16 protein-coding genes and 1 tRNA gene are annotated in these 14,995 nt (G+C 48.0%); 11 read left to right on the forward strand and 6 right to left on the reverse strand.

Translation table 11 applies throughout. The features are described 5' to 3' along the window. The first annotated feature begins 18 nt into the window (after window positions 1–18). The 6 genes from phoU (at window position 19) to B9D94_RS06775 (ending at window position 6,524) form a co-directional block, all read left to right on the forward strand. Entirely contained in the window at window positions 19–678 is a 660-nt protein-coding gene (gene phoU / locus B9D94_RS06750; protein WP_006212021.1) for a phosphate signaling complex protein PhoU, read from the forward strand. 144 nt (window positions 679–822) lie between these two features. After that, window positions 823–3,483: a DNA polymerase I gene (gene polA / locus B9D94_RS06755; RefSeq protein ID WP_148246669.1), complete on the forward strand. Its 2,661-nt coding sequence runs from the start codon at window positions 823–825 to the stop codon at window positions 3,481–3,483. 167 nt (window positions 3,484–3,650) lie between these two features. Beyond that, window positions 3,651–4,487: a DNA-formamidopyrimidine glycosylase gene (mutM, locus tag B9D94_RS06760; protein ID WP_006212020.1), complete on the forward strand. Its 837-nt coding sequence runs from the start codon at window positions 3,651–3,653 to the stop codon at window positions 4,485–4,487. Window positions 4,488–4,608: 121 nt separating this feature from the next. Then, window positions 4,609–5,352: an MntP/YtaF family protein gene (locus B9D94_RS06765; protein ID WP_063480356.1), complete on the forward strand. Its 744-nt coding sequence runs from the start codon at window positions 4,609–4,611 to the stop codon at window positions 5,350–5,352. A 9-nt stretch (window positions 5,353–5,361) separates the two neighbouring features. Next, a complete protein-coding gene (gene coaE, locus B9D94_RS06770; protein WP_006212018.1) occupies window positions 5,362–5,961 on the forward strand; it encodes a dephospho-CoA kinase in 600 nt (199 codons plus the stop codon). Continuing rightward, complete coding sequence (locus B9D94_RS06775; protein WP_006212017.1) at window positions 5,958–6,524, forward strand: lytic transglycosylase domain-containing protein; 567 nt, start codon at window positions 5,958–5,960, stop codon at window positions 6,522–6,524. The genes coaE and B9D94_RS06775 overlap by 4 nt, the downstream gene beginning before the upstream one ends. A 67-nt stretch (window positions 6,525–6,591) precedes the next feature. Here the strand turns inward: B9D94_RS06775 and B9D94_RS06780 are convergent, their stop codons facing one another. Next, a complete protein-coding gene (locus B9D94_RS06780) occupies window positions 6,592–6,819 on the reverse strand; it encodes an alpha/beta-type small acid-soluble spore protein (protein WP_006212016.1) in 228 nt (75 codons plus the stop codon). Between the two features lie 148 nt (window positions 6,820–6,967). Here B9D94_RS06780 and nrdR point away from each other — a divergent pair, with 148 nt between their 5' ends. Together nrdR and B9D94_RS06790 are read left to right on the forward strand one after the other, a co-directional pair. Then, window positions 6,968–7,441: a transcriptional regulator NrdR gene (gene nrdR / locus B9D94_RS06785; RefSeq protein ID WP_006212015.1), complete on the forward strand. Its 474-nt coding sequence runs from the start codon at window positions 6,968–6,970 to the stop codon at window positions 7,439–7,441. A 176-nt stretch (window positions 7,442–7,617) separates the two neighbouring features. Next, a tRNA-Ala gene (locus tag B9D94_RS06790) sits at window positions 7,618–7,693 on the forward strand. A 250-nt stretch (window positions 7,694–7,943) separates the two neighbouring features. Here B9D94_RS06790 and B9D94_RS06795 read toward each other — a convergent pair. The 3 genes from B9D94_RS06795 to B9D94_RS06805 form a co-directional block, all read right to left on the reverse strand. Then, the gene (locus B9D94_RS06795; protein ID WP_148246670.1) at window positions 7,944–9,071 is read right to left on the reverse strand and encodes a site-specific integrase; all 1,128 of its coding nucleotides are present in this window, start codon (window positions 9,069–9,071) and stop codon (window positions 7,944–7,946) included. Window positions 9,072–9,182: 111 nt separating this feature from the next. Next, the gene (locus tag B9D94_RS06800; RefSeq protein ID WP_253806112.1) at window positions 9,183–9,356 is read right to left on the reverse strand and encodes a helix-turn-helix domain-containing protein; all 174 of its coding nucleotides are present in this window, start codon (window positions 9,354–9,356) and stop codon (window positions 9,183–9,185) included. Window positions 9,357–9,380: 24 nt separating this feature from the next. Then, window positions 9,381–10,847: a YfjI family protein gene (locus B9D94_RS06805; protein WP_172963913.1), complete on the reverse strand. Its 1,467-nt coding sequence runs from the start codon at window positions 10,845–10,847 to the stop codon at window positions 9,381–9,383. 274 nt (window positions 10,848–11,121) lie between these two features. On the opposite strand from B9D94_RS06805, the gene B9D94_RS06810 reads away from it, so the two are divergent. After that, window positions 11,122–11,925, forward strand: coding sequence for a hypothetical protein (locus B9D94_RS06810; protein ID WP_148246673.1), 804 nt, complete (start codon window positions 11,122–11,124; stop codon window positions 11,923–11,925). Window positions 11,926–12,107: 182 nt separating this feature from the next. After that, on the forward strand, window positions 12,108–12,920 hold the full coding sequence (locus B9D94_RS06815) for a replication initiation factor domain-containing protein (protein ID WP_148246674.1): 813 nt from the start codon (window positions 12,108–12,110) through the stop codon (window positions 12,918–12,920). Between the two features lie 313 nt (window positions 12,921–13,233). On the opposite strand, the gene B9D94_RS06820 is transcribed toward B9D94_RS06815, so the two are convergent. Continuing rightward, window positions 13,234–13,608 (reverse strand): YkvA family protein, encoded by a 375-nt coding sequence (locus B9D94_RS06820; RefSeq protein ID WP_148246675.1) that lies wholly within the window; start codon window positions 13,606–13,608, stop codon window positions 13,234–13,236. Between the two features lie 293 nt (window positions 13,609–13,901). Beyond that, the gene (locus B9D94_RS30900) at window positions 13,902–14,054 is read right to left on the reverse strand and encodes a hypothetical protein (protein WP_172963914.1); all 153 of its coding nucleotides are present in this window, start codon (window positions 14,052–14,054) and stop codon (window positions 13,902–13,904) included. Window positions 14,055–14,619: 565 nt separating this feature from the next. Between B9D94_RS30900 and B9D94_RS06825 the strand changes: the two genes are divergently transcribed. Continuing rightward, complete coding sequence (locus B9D94_RS06825; RefSeq protein ID WP_148246676.1) at window positions 14,620–14,970, forward strand: helix-turn-helix domain-containing protein; 351 nt, start codon at window positions 14,620–14,622, stop codon at window positions 14,968–14,970. The last annotated feature ends 25 nt before the right edge of the window (window positions 14,971–14,995 follow it).

A 14,995-nucleotide genomic window follows, 5' to 3' on the forward strand; every position in this document is an offset into this window, starting at 1 on the left:
ATAGGAGGAGCGTCACACATGATCCGGAGAATTGAGTTTGATCAGCAGCTTAATGAGCTGAAGACCCTGCTGCAGGATATGGGCAAACATATGGAGGAAGCTCTGGCCAGCAGTGTACAGTCTCTCCAGACCTTGGATACGGAGAAAGCACAGGCCGTTATCAAGAACGATGCGCAGTTAAACACCATGGAAGAGCAGATCATGGAGATTGGCTCCCGCTTAATTGTAACCCAGCAGCCTGTGGCGAAGGATTTGCGCCGGATTTTGGTGGCCTTCCGCATTGCAAGCGATTTGGAGCGTATGGGCGATTTGGCTCGAGACGTTGCCAAGGTTACGATCCGCCTTCAAGGACAGAAGCTGATTAAGCCGCTCGTGGATCTTCCACGGATGTCGGATTTGGTGCGGGCGATGGTTTCAGAATCGATCGAATCCTATCTAACCGAAAACACAGATCTGGCTTATAAAATGGCTCAGGACGATGATCAGGTTGATCATCTATACAGCGTCATTCTGCAGGACCTCTATGCGCATCTGACTTCTGATCCGGATTCGGCCAATCAAGCCATGCTGCTGATCATGGTGGGGCGCTACATCGAACGGATTGCCGACCATGCAACCAATATTGGCGAGAGTACCGTATATCTCGTTACAGGGCATCGTCCTGACCTCAATCAATAAGCGCGATTACAGGGAAACGCTGGCGAAAGCCGGCGTTTTTTTGCGTGAAATCTTGAATTCACCGTTAATCGAACGGATTGTTCGGAATTAGCGGTAACCTATGTTATCATGTGGGAAGGAAGTAATATGGGTGCGAGGTGTTCTATGGACAAGCTGATTCTAATTGATGGAAATAATATCATTTACCGTGCATTCTTTGCAATGCCGCCGCTTACGAATGCAAGCGGGCAGCAGACGAATGCGGTTTACGGTTTTACCACCATGCTGCTTCGGGTGATTGAAGAGCATAAACCGACACATATGATGGTAGCTTTTGATGCTGGCAAGGAAACGTTCCGGCATGCGGATTATCAGGATTACAAGGGTGGACGTCAGAAGACGCCGCCTGAGCTGTCGGGACAATTCCCGCTGCTTAAAGAGCTGCTTAAGGGCTTGGGTGTCCCCCAATTTGAAATCGGCGGTTATGAGGCGGATGACATCATCGGCACCATTACCCGTCAGGCTGATGAAGCTGGCCGTAAAGTGATGGTTGTATCGGGAGATAAGGACATGCTTCAACTGGCTTCCGAGCATACAACGATTGCCATGGTCCGCAAGGGTGTTACAGATATCGAGTATTATGGACCGGAGCAGATCAAGGAGCGTTACGATCTGACCCCTGAACAGATTATCGATTTAAAAGGGCTTATGGGCGATGCTTCCGATAACATACCAGGGGTTCCAGGCGTGGGCGAGAAAACAGCGCTGAAGCTGCTGCATGAATTCGGCTCGGTAGAGGCTGTGATCTCGCGGACCGATGAGCTCAAGGGCAAGATGAAGGAGAAAATTGAAGAGCATGCGGATTCCGCCATTCTCAGTAAGAAGCTGGCTACGATCTTCCGCGAGGTTCCGCTGGAGCAGTCGCTCGATGATATGGCGTTTGCAGGCTTGAATGAGGAAACGGCCGGACCTGCGCTGGCGAAGCTGGAGTTCAAATCCCTGATTGAAAGGCTGAACCTGAGCACGAGCGGGATCAGCGGTGATGCAGCGGAGGCGAAGCCGGAAGCGAAGATTGATGTGGCAATTGTAGGCACGAAGGAGCTAGCCGGCGTTGCTGACATTCTTGAACACGTGACTATGCTGCATGTCGAGACGCACGGAGACAATCCCCATCATGCAGAGGTGATCGGGATTGCGCTGGCAACAGCGGAACGGCAGTACTATATTCCGTTTGACGTTCTGAAGTCGGAGGAGGCGGAGCCTGTCCGTGCTTGGCTTGCTGATAGTGAAATCCAAAAACGGGGTTATGATTTGCATCGGATTGATCTGGCGCTCCACTGGCAGGGCATTGCTTTTGCAGGGGCGGCATTTGATGTCCATCTGGCGGCCTACCTGCTGGATCCGACGGAATCAAATCAGAGCCTCAGCGGGCTGGCTTCCAAATACGGACTCGCGTATCTTCAAGCCGATGAGGATGTGTTTGGTAAAGGGGCAAAATACAAGGTTCCCGAGCTGGAGAAGCTTAGCGAACATATGGCTAGAAAATGTTTGGCCGTCACGGAGCTTGTCCCGGTACAGGAGAAGGAGCTGGCAGCAAATGAAATGCTTCCTCTCTTCCATGATCTGGAGATGCCGCTTTCCCGCATTCTTGCCGATATGGAGAAGCAGGGGATTGCCGTGAATGCGGAAGCTCTGAGGGAGTTGGGGCGTGAGTTCGAGGGGCAGATCGACAAACTCGTTAAAGAGATTTACGAGATTGCCGGAACAGAATTCAACCTGAATTCGCCTAAACAGCTGGGAGAAATACTGTTTGTCAAATTGGAGCTGCCGGTCATCAAGAAGACCAAAACCGGTTATTCCACGGATGCTGAAGTGCTGGAGAAGCTGGCGCCTTATCATGATATCGTTCGCCTGATCCTGCAGTATCGTACCCTGGCTAAACTGCAATCTACTTATGTGGAAGGCCTTCTGAAGGAAATCTCGGCACAGACCGGGAAAGTACACACATATTACCGTCAGACAATAGCTGCGACGGGCCGTCTGAGCAGCCAATATCCAAATTTGCAGAACATTCCGATCCGTCTGGAGGAAGGGCGCAAGCTGCGTAAAGTTTTTGTGCCGTCGGAGCCCGGCTGGAGCATTCTGGCTGCCGACTATTCCCAGATCGAGCTTCGTGTGCTTGCGCATATTTCGGATGATGAGCGGCTGAAGGAAGCCTTTGTTCAAGATATGGACATTCACACCAAGACTGCGATGGATGTGTTTGGAGTCGGCGTGGATGAGGTGGATTCAAATATGCGCCGATCCGCCAAGGCGGTTAACTTCGGGATTGTCTATGGCATTAGCGACTACGGCTTGTCCCAGAACCTGAACATTACCCGGAAGGAAGCTGCGGCGTTTATCGACCAGTATTTCGAGGTGTTTCAGGGCGTACGCCGCTATATGGACGTGATCGTCAAGCAGGCGAAGCAGGACGGTTATGTGAAGACGCTGCTGGAACGCCGACGTTATTTGCCGGAGATCAACGCCAGCAACTTCAACCTGCGCTCTTTCGCGGAGCGTACGGCGATGAATACGCCGATACAGGGAACCGCGGCGGACATTATCAAGCTTGCCATGGTCCATATGGACAAAGCGCTGCATGAACGCCAATTGAAGAGCCGCATGCTGCTTCAGGTACACGATGAATTGGTGTTTGAGGTGCCGGAGGATGAGCTGGAGGTCATGAAGGAATTGGTTCCGGAAGTCATGAGTCATGCATTGAAGCTGTCGGTACCGCTGAAATCGGAAGTCAGCTACGGAGAGAACTGGTACGAAGCGAAGTAGATGTGCTGCAGGCTCTGCCTCGCAGGCAGCTTGCTTACAGATGATGGGGACGTTTCTAAGGGATCATGGCGTGAAGAGGGGGCTGATTATGCACCATACCTTTCCACAAAACCATGGTCCCGCTGTGTCCCAACTTCCGGTATAATGGTACATGAGGTGAAGTCATTATGCCGGAATTGCCGGAAGTAGAAACCGTTAAACGAACACTTAACCAATTGATTAAAGGTAAGCACATAGATCAAGTTTCCGTACATTTGCCGCGGATTATTCAACGTCCCGACGATGCCGAGGCGTTTGCGTTTATGCTGAAGGATCACACCGTGCAAGGGGTGGAGCGCCGAGGCAAATTTTTGCGGATACTGCTGGACGGGCTGGTCCTCGTTTCCCATCTTCGGATGGAAGGCCGATATGGATTATATAGGGCCGAGGAACCTGTAGAGAAGCATACCCATGTCATATTCCATTTCTCGGATGGCACAGAGCTGCGTTATAAGGACGTGCGCCAATTCGGTACGATGCATCTGTTTGCGCCCGGGGAAGAATTCAAGCATGCTCCCCTTGCCAAATTAGGCTACGAGCCGCTTGATGACACATTTACGTTAGGAACCTTCAAGCAGGTCATTGGCAGCAAAAAAACAAAGATCAAGGCTGTGCTGCTGAACCAGGCATATGTGGTCGGAATCGGCAATATATATGTCGATGAGGCTTTGTTCCGGGCCAAGATTCATCCGGAGCGCAGCGCGAACAGCTTGAAGGATGCGGAGCTGAAGCGATTGTACCATGCCATTGTGGATACATTGTCCGAGGCCGTAAACGCTGGGGGCTCCTCTATTAAATCCTACGTCAACGGACAGGGCGAGATGGGCATGTTCCAGCACAGCCATCAGATTTATGGGCGTAAGGACAAGCCGTGCCATGCTTGCGGTGGTCCGGTTCATAAGATGGTTGTTGGTGGACGCGGGACCCATTATTGCCCGAAATGCCAACCGGTCCAGAAGCAATAAAATATAGGCGTGCACCCATTCCCCTTCTCACACATATAATGTGGAACATATGTGGAGCGCATGGAGCTGCTCTCTTTATGAATGAGCAGCTGTCTATGGCGCTTTCGGAGGAGGGAAAAGGGTGCTCAATCATATTTTCTCGTCTGCGCTGCTGGCCATGGCATTAAGTCTGGACGGTTTTGGAGCGGGTGTTACATACGGTCTGCGCAAAACAAGGATACCGCTATTGTCTGTATTAATCATCTCGCTATGCTCCGGACTGGTGCTAGGCGTCTCCATGCAGGCGGGTGCTCTGTTACAGCGGTTCTTATCCCCATCTGTGGCATCCGTTATCGGAGCTGCCATTTTGATTCTGCTGGGTTTGTGGTCCCTCTATCAGCAAGTCCGCAGAAGAAGCGAGTCTGAAGCGCAGCCGGTTTCTGCTTCGGGGATTTCCGAATCCCTTACGGAAGCACAGGCTGCTTTAAATCAAAGGAAGTCCATCCACGGTGGGGCTGGCACAGCTGAACCAGAGGAGCTTCAGAAGGCTGTATTCTCTCTTGAGATTCCGAAGATCGGCGTTGTCATTCAAATTCTGCGCAGTCCGACAAAGGCGGATCTGGATGACTCCGGCAGCATCTCTCCCTGGGAGGCGATGTGGCTCGGGATCGCGTTATCGCTTGATGCGTTCGGAGCTGGACTTGGCGCAGCGATGCTGGGTTTTTCGCCGCTGGGTACGGCGGCTGTGGTTGCATTGTTTAGCGGGATATTCCTCGTTATGGGCATGAGGATCGGTTTACGTTTTGCTTCCAAGGGCGGAATGCGATTTATCTCTTATTTGCCCGCTTTTTTGTTAATCGTCATGGGTATAATGAAGCTGTTATGAGGTGAAGTCATGAATATCGGTTTAACCGGAGGAATTGCAACAGGCAAAAGCACCGTGTCCTCTATGTTGGCCATGAAGGGAGCGCTTCTCGTCGATGCGGATATCATCGCCCGGGAAGTGATGCTCCCGGGTCATCCGGTGCTGGATGAAGTGACCGAACATTTTGGACAAGATATCCTGTTTGAGGACGGTACCTTGAATCGAAAAAAACTCGGAGAAATCATATTTCATAATCCCGAGCAGAGAACGGCGCTGAATGGTATCACACATCCTGCGATCCGGCAGGAAATCCGGGAACGGACGGAAGCGTACGAACGCCAGCATCCGGATCGGCTCGTGGTGGCCGATATTCCGCTGCTGCTGGAGGCGAGGGAGCAATATCCTTTTCTTGAGCAGATAGCGGTTGTCTATGTACCGCGAGAGCTGCAGCTTGAGCGTTTGATGAATCGTGATGCTCTTACCAGAGAAGCGGCAGAGGCACGTTTAAGCAGCCAGATGGATATCGAACAGAAGAAGTCGCTGGCGGATATTCTTATCGACAACAGCGGCTCACTAGTCGAGACACAGCTGCAGGTGGACAACCTGTGGCGCAGGATGGTTCAAATATGAAGTGGCTGCTTAAAAAAAGAGTGCTGCTTCTGCTGTTTGTTTCTTTTGTAGCGCTTCTGTTCCTGAGCTCCAACTGGATGACGCTCCTGTACCCGATCCATTATAAAGATGAGATCCGGAAGCATGCAGATTACTATGAGGTTGATCCATTCCTGGTGGCGTCCATCATTCGGGTGGAAACCAATTTTAAGCCGGGCAAGGAGTCCAAGAAGGGCGCGCTTGGCATTATGCAGCTGATGCCGGATACGGCCAATTGGGCGATGGAAATGGCCAAGCTGCCATCAGTGAACCTCCTGAGCGTAAAGAATGAAGTGGACGCGAATATCCAGCTGGGCACCTGGTATATCCAGAGCCTGCACAAAGAGATGGACGGCAATCCGATTGCCGCGATTGCGGCCTATAATGCCGGCCCCGGGAACGTCAAGAACTGGATCAACAAGGGTATGTGGGATGGAACCTATGAGAATGTGAAGAGTATTCCCATTGGGGAAACAAGGCATTATGTACAGCGAGTAATTTATTATTATAATCAATATACGGACGTATATAAGGGCGGTTTTTAATGAAAAAAGAGCGCTGGACAGGCTCTTACATCGAGCCGCCAACACTCCTTTTTTAAGGAAGAATCAATTATTGACCGGAGTATTGACCAGCCAATTGTTGCTCGGCCAGGGTTACAAGACGTTTTGTGATGTATCCCCCGATCGAACCGTTCTCGTAGGAAGTCATGTTACCTTGGTATCCGTCTTGTGGGATGGAGATACCAAGCTCTTGAGCTACCTCGTACTTCAATTGCTCAAGAGCAGCGTTTGCGCGAGGAACAACCAGGTTGTTGGAGTTGTTGTTGCTTTGTGCCATGTTAAGTTCACCTCCTTGAGTTGGTAAAAGTATTATGTCTCGGGTTTCGCATTTTCATAACATAAAAGACAAAAGTTTTGCTGGTAAATTTTTCTGAATGTAGTTACAGGTTAAATATGCGAAGAACAAAGGAAGTGAAGATGACTTTATGAAATGTCCATATTGCAGTTATGCCGGAACGAAAGTGCTGGATTCCAGGCCGGCCAACGAGAATAAATCCATCCGCCGCCGCAGGGAATGCGAGCAGTGCAGCAAAAGATTCACAACCTTTGAAATGGTGGAGGAAACGCCCCTGATTGTCGTTAAAAAGGATGGTAGCCGTGAAGAGTTTAGCCGGGAGAAGGTGCTTCGTGGCTTGATTCGGGCTTGCGAGAAGCGTCCGGTATCCGTCGACCAGCTGGATATGATTGTGTCGGATGTGGAGAAAGCACTGCGCAATACCGCAGCAGCCGAGGTGGAGAGCCGCCAGATCGGCGAGCTGCTGATGGAACGGTTATATCCCGTGGATGAGGTAGCTTATGTCCGCTTTGCGTCCGTGTATCGGCAGTTCAAGGATATCAATATGTTTATGAAGGAATTGAAAAGCCTGCTGTCCAAGGATACGGACGTACAGGAGCTGTAAGAGCGTCGTGGTTTTTTAGGGAGACGGGTACTATACCGATGTTAGGATGGCTCCGCAGCCTCAACATGATAAGTGACATTATATAGAGAGTAAAAGAAGTACAGCTTGTCTTCATAAAATGCCAAAAAAATGTTGACAGGCCTGCTGATATTTTATATGATATAGAAGTCGCTTACGGGGCCTTAGCTCAGCTGGGAGAGCGCATCGCTGGCAGCGATGAGGTCAGGGGTTCGATCCCCCTAGGCTCCACCAAATCGCCTACAAACCCTTGATATATAAGGGTTTTTTCTGTTTTATGCGGAGCTACTCACCGTTCATTGGTGTGGAATATAGATCAGTGGTTGGGCATTGCGATTGATCCCTATTGGTGGTCAGAGCAGCCGTGGTCACAACCGTGGTCACAAAAGGATTTCAACCTTTTATGTGGTCACAGATTGTCACGCGGCTTATAAAAATCAAAAAGGTCTTGTCCGCATGAATTCCTTCATACGAGCAAAACCTTTTATTGAGCAGTTGCTTTACCGAATATCATATCTCCGTGCCGCCTAGCCGTATCCTTATGAACTGTTGGAAGTACATGGTGATAAGTGCCGAGGGTAATCTTAACATCTGAATGCCCAAGGATTTCCTGGACTACTCTTGGATTTACTCCGTCCATTAGCATGAGTGTTGCTACGGTGTGCCTTAGATCGTGGAATCTAATTTTGGGAACTTCGGCAATCTTAATGATGTTGTAGAAAGTCCGTAGCAGATTCCTAGGTGATACTGGCGTTCCCTTGGCTGTACATACTACTAGATCGTTTTCTTGATACGCGATGCTTGCAGCTTGCTTCTCTTTTGAGATAAGCCGTTCTTGTTTCAGTAGAGCATTCAGCGTCCTAGTATCGATTGAAATGGTTCTGGAACTGCTCTTGGTTTTGGTTTGAGTTAGAAGCTCCTTTCCGTCGTGACTGAGTGTCTGTCTTACATTCAGCACTTCATTATCGAAGTCAACATCCTTCCACCGAAGACCGAGAATTTCACTTTGTCTCATTCCAGTTGCAAGAGCAAGATGGAATGCAACGTAATAGCGGTCGTTCCGAGCGTGTTCGAGGAATCGGCTTACTTCTTCGATTGACCAGACGCCCATTTCCTTGCTTACTACTTTCGGTGTTTCAGCATCCCTTACAGGGTTAGATGAGACATACTTCCTTTTCAACGCAGCCTCGAATGAACTCTTGAGAATTTTGTGAATATCCAAGATGGTTCGGCTAGATAAGCCTTTATCTTCGGATAACACGACATAAAACCTCTCGACCTGGGCAGTAGTTATTTTGGCGATTTCATGAGACCCCAATTGAGGGGCGATATGCCTTTGAACGTGCCCAGTGTACACTTCGTGAGTGATTCGACGCAGCTTAAGCGATTTACTTTGCAACCATTCTGTTAAGAAGTCAGAATAAGTCAGTTTCGTCGGTTTAACGAAGGTCTTCTCATCGACTTGCGACTGAACTTTCCGCATTTCTCGCTTTGCTTCGGATTCGGTGCGGAATCCACGCCTCTTGATTTGTTGTCGTTTGCCCTTATCGTCCTTTCCAGCATCCACTACAAAGTACCATGTGCCGCGCTTCTCATCCTTCTTCACGCTCATACCGTTCACCCTTTCGTAAATATTGTGATTATTTTCACAAGACTATCTCTGTTGGATCGCCGCGAATGCTTACAAGCCGCATTTCGCATCACCTCCTTTCAAGATTCTGTTTTATTGACCGTTCATCCAGTTAAAGAAGACATCGCGTACTACCCGAATGGATTTGCCGATACGAATGACGTGGAATTGACCGCTATTTACTAGCTCGTATGCCTGGCGGCGGCCAATCCCAAGGATTTGCTGAATATCAGAGACTTGCAGAACATCTGGATAGGATTGATTCATATTAATCATACTCCTTCTTTGACTTTAGCAGCACGTTTGCGCTTTAGTTTCGTTATCTTTCACTTCATTGAATTGATTTGCCTCTGTAGAAAGAGATTCCGTAAGGTCTGGATGTTTCTCAATGACAACGCCTTTCCTACCGAGACCAGATGGGCTAGGGGCTTCAATCATACGAATGTAGCCGTGATCGGCCAACACGCTCAATGTGCTGTCCAGATTGTAAGCTGTAGCAAACTTGCCTTTGGTTTTCTTCCATAGTTCCTGTTTCTTGATTACTTCCTCTTTGTCTGCAAGAATAATGCTTAACAGATACTTGGCATCATCCAATCGTGTATCAGATTTCATCACTCCGAATACCGTCCTCGCTTGATTGACAAAGTACTCGCTGTTCTGGATTAGTCTGTTTAAGGTTTCTAGAGATATTTCTGCTGGCAATTGCTCAAGTGAGTCGGCTGTCTGTAGATGCTCAGCTATATGAAGAAGTGATAGGACGCGCAGCAATTGTCCAGGGAATCGCTCAGCCCATGAACGCATGGAATGGTGTGTGAATTCATCCGATCCGTTCAAGCGGTATTCATGCTTCTCGGCAAAAGTAATCCAAGCCTGTTCGGCAGATTCCTCCAAGTAAAGGCAGAAAGGGGCATCGGCTTTGTGGCTCATTAGACTCTGAATCTTGCGACTGTAGAATTCCAACTGTTCCTGATCAATAGGAGTCGGAACAACCTTGCGAATGCCTACAGGTTGCGGAGCTGCATATAGGAATCGTCCAAGGAATCCGCGCTCCACTAGACGCGCAGGTAAGCCCTGTAACAAACCAGGTTGGACGAATAGGCCAATAGTCAGGATTGGATTATACAGCGTCTCAGATGGTCGTCCGACACGGTGCACAGTCATGTAGTCGCCTGTAAAGCTTTTCAAGTAAATATCTAATGAAGGTACGTTGCTATATCGACCGTTGAAGTTGTCGAACAACCCACCTTCCGACGATAACATTGCCATCTGCTCGTTATTGTCTTTCATTAGACCGATAAGCTTCTCAGGTGTAACATCGTCGGTGAGGTAAGTCGGTGGTTTCAACTGTTCCTCTGCAACACCTTCATGTTTCCTGCGATACTCTGCTTGAGCCTCCTGCTGGTACTTGATTAGCGGTTCGGCAAGCAAGTTATATACGGCGCTTTTCCGTTCGCCTGATCGCATTGATACGAGTGTGTAGAGATTAGTCTTTTCGGTGTGTGCACCATTACGGAACGGCTTAATTACGAACTTTTTTGCAGCCGCCGCTGACAAAACGGACAATAGCGTAATTCCAGATGCATCAATCGGCGTTTGCGTTGAATCAGCGATCATTTCAATCAGGTGTCGAAAGCGTTGAGGAAGGATGGATGCAGGAAACGGCTCAAGATTTGGCGAATCAAAGGGTACGATGTCCTTCCATTCTTCTTTTAGAAATTCGCTGATCTTAACGGCAAGATTGTTCAGTTTCGTTGTCATAGGATGATGCCCCCATATTCGTATTGGATTTCGGAATGTTGGCTCACACTCACCGCCACTCCATTGCGTGTTGCTTGCTCTGGAGACGACTATAAAGCAGTTTTTTGACATGTTCAATAGCCCGAAACCCTTGTGTGGTCAGGCTTTTTCTCGACCGCACAAACCAGCTGTTCGGTCTTTATAATCTCAAGACTCTATTATAAAATACAGCAGATAGTGCGGTCGCTTTGAACCCTGACCTCACTATTGGAACAAGCGTGAGGGGTGTGCTTTTATGGTAGATCAATCTGTTAATGGACAAATAGTCTCGCGAAATGAGATACGGGAGTTGCTCTTGAAACCGCCTGGAACTCGCATGAAGGAGATCAGGTTGAAGTTGGAAGGAATGTATCCTGGGGAATTCAATCTAAAGAAAGTGGCTGATGAGGCGAAATTCTCTGAGAACGGTTTAGCGAAGGCAGAAACGGGGCAAACAAACGTCCAACAAGGAACGGTTGATGTGTTTGAAAGGTACTATGCCAAGTTCAATGTGCCTGTGGGATTCTTCGATAAGCAGCCAGTAGATACGATGAAGCCATTCTATCTTGGAAAGCAAGAAGACAGGCTACCGTACTTTGATCGGTTTTATGAAGCGAACGGACAGAAGCATTTCCTGGATGTCAGGGAACTGCCTGAAATAGAGGATGCTGACTATCGTTATTCGGATAACGCAATTGATACCAGTCAAAATGATGTGCTTGAAGACGAAGATGGGGGATATTTACTTTCGGAGATTGGCGTGGAAATCACTCTGAATGCTTATCAGGTCTCTACAGGAGAGCCATTATGGGAGAAGCGCTTAAACCAGATGGCGGTGATCTCCCCGAATGAACTGCCACACTTTGAAAAGGCATTACGCAGGGAAGTCGATGTCTTAGTAAGGCAATATAGCCAGTTGTATTCACTACAGGAACAATTAAAGGATAGCCAGACTAGGCAAGGCCTGCTCGAATTGCAGATAGCATTAAAAGACAAGGATCAAAAATCTGAATATGATTCGGCACTTGAACGGTTAATCGGTACGCTTTTGAAGGGATAAGGCAGATTCGGCGCTCTCTAATGAGGGCGCCTTTCTAACGCCTGGAGAAGTGAAGAAATTTCAGAAATATTATTGACACATTGAATCCGAAAAGGTTGTTCTTCTGAGAAGAGGGATTGCGCGACTAAAGTATTACACAGTTTCTTGTCGCCTCTCCCGTAACTTCAAGGAGGTAATCAACCATGCATGTATCAACGGACACTAAGACCATGTATCTGAAGCTCACAAACGAACTAGAGATAAGGCAACTACATGAGCTTATCTTCAAACGTAACAAGGTAGGACAACATCCTCGCTGGCGGTACTTTACAGAGGATCGATTAAATGGAGTCAAGTTAGGTTTCAGGCCGACATTCCCTACTGCTAAGTTCAATCTATGGCTGAGCTTCAACGGATACTCTAATGACAGTTCTCTATTAAGGGATTTATTCGCGCTCATTCCATTAGAACGATGGATGATTAAGCGCCTGGATATTGCATTCGACAATGGTATGCCATTCCAACAGCAGCATGCTATTCATCCGCCTAAGAAAGCTACGGTCAATCACTACTCGCCTACATCGGTATATATGGGTAAGCGGCGGTCATCCATTCAACTGGCTCATTACGACAAGCAGAGAGAGCGTGGAGAGAAGAGGGGAATGGTAACGGATACTTGGGTTAGAGCCGAACTGCGCTATCGTTTCCCTACAATGAAGAGAGTAGCCGATCTAAAGCTAGATGATTTTGCCGCCGCGAAGGGATATCAGATCATTACCGATATCAGCAGAATGCCCGATGACCTACGTGATATGGTCATACAGCTAAACAGGGGTTCAAAAGCAGGAGGAATGGATTGGGACGAAGTTACCCGAGCTAATCAACGAAAAATAAGAGAGTACGGATCAGCACAGGGGGTTAATCTGCATGAACTCATACTCTCTTCACTTAGAACAACGGATATTGGCGCGTTCATCTACACACCGACGAAGCAGCTTGGCGAGCTGACTTCATAATCATACCGTAACCAATGTACAGTTACCCGTCAAGAGCAGACAAAATGACTAATATGGCTGAATGCTGCGCCGTTGCTGGGATCATTTACCTTCCCCTTACCATACTAGAATAGGACGTGAATGGATGCGCGGCGGCATACTCTCTTCTGTATGATTTTTCGGTATCATTGTAGTCTGACCGCTTGACTAGAATGAAACGTTGCTGGATAAGGAATTCTGCCATTCTAGTATTCATTTCATTGAATTTCTAGTATGTTCGGCTTGCTGTGAAATAGAAGAGGGACGGCTTGCTAACCATCCCCATTTCATTAGTTCAAATCTTGTTGTCGATGTCTTCCAGATCGTCGAGGCAGTCCGCGCCGAACCAATCCACAAGTTTAGCTTTTGCCTTTTGCTTAATATCTTCGTTGATGTAAGCAGCTACAATCCCTAATGCAGCTACTAACGAACCGAGGTCATCCGTGTATCCCGCAACAGGCACAATGTCTGGAATTGCATCCACAGGGCTGATGAAGTACGCTAATGAGCCGACGATTACGGTCTTAGCCCACACTGGCACGTCACCATCCTTCAGGCAGTAGAAGAGAAGCAGTGCAACGTAAACAACCTTAGAACCTGCCTTTTTACCAAACTTCTTAATCTTCTCCCAAAATGAATCCTCTGAATACTGATCGCTTAGATTTGCCAACCCTACCCACTCCTTTTGAACTAGATCGTATGTATCATGTGGGTATATTTCGACAGTAAGCTCCAATATCCTGCAATATAGTTGTATAAGTTTGGATATTGCCTATGGTTACAAGGCAGACTGTTGGGAGCGGTCAAGGGCCGAAGGGGCGAAGCCTTTACCCTTGTACCGAGTATTCTTCTTTACAAGCTGTCCAATGCCTCCCCAACTTGTTTGGAGAGCCTGCTAGCGGCGAGCTGCTTCTAGGTCTTACGGGTCGGCGGCGAAGATCCACCATTATCCTTGTTGCTGCTTTAGGAAGTCGAGATAGTGCTGTACTGCATTACGTAATGATGCCGTACCTGTCCGAATCTTACCATCGATTGGAATTGAATGCCGTTGTTCAGCACCAGACCTTTCATCAGACGCACTGTATTCCAGCCTGTAAAGGAGCGATCTCCCACCATCCTCATTGTAATGATTTAATAGATTCCCTTCATGTAGCTCTACGCGGCGACAGCGAGATATGCAATCGCGTATTACCCTCTCACTGCTTAATACCTTACCAAGATACTTCCTAAATGCATCTTCGTGTACAAGTTCGTTCATCATACCTATATCCCCCAGATCCCATTATATAGCGATCATATCATGGAATCGTGTAGCCTACACTTAGCAAATTTGACGGCTGCAATTGGTGTCTAGCCAGCCATGGTTATGCGTGATTCACTGATTATTGTGCCTACTCCCCCCAAGAGGATGCCCCATACCACTGTTTGAGAATTCAACACTGAATGCCCGAAACCCCAGTCATATCAAGGGTTTTCTAATTATTTTAGTGCTGACTGGTGTAAGATTCTAATATATGGCGGAATTTTCAGAATTATTTTCAGAAACTATTGCATCCCCCCGATCAAAGGGTTATATCTAATACATGAGTGATTCCGCGATCTACGGCGGTTTCTCCTCCTCCTTTTCCTGGCTCCCTTCTACATCGAGGGGAGCTTAACATACTAACGAAGGTGATAATGAATGGATATTAAGCCAAGAAAGCTAACAGATGATGAGATCGAGCTTGTAATGCAATACTTCTATAATGACCGCGAACCAATGATGATTGTCAACGAGGATGTCCGTAGCCTGGGTGAGATTCTACGCATCAAGCGATGTGCAGACAACATGACGCTTTCTCAATTAGGTAAACTTCTCAAGCTATCCCCAGGGGTGCTATCAGAAATCGAACGAGACGTTAGGGAGATTCCACGCGGCAAAGAGAAGGCTATCGAAGAGTACGTGTATAAAACCCTCTATATGAATGGTCGACTGGAGTGCAAGCTGACTGACGATTTTGAGTATGAGATAGGAGCGAAGGATCATGAATAGCACCATTGAATTAATTGAGCAAGAA

This window comes from Paenibacillus sp. Cedars (assembly GCF_003184205.1).
Taxonomy (GTDB): domain Bacteria; phylum Bacillota; class Bacilli; order Paenibacillales; family Paenibacillaceae; genus Paenibacillus_AQ; species Paenibacillus_AQ glucanolyticus.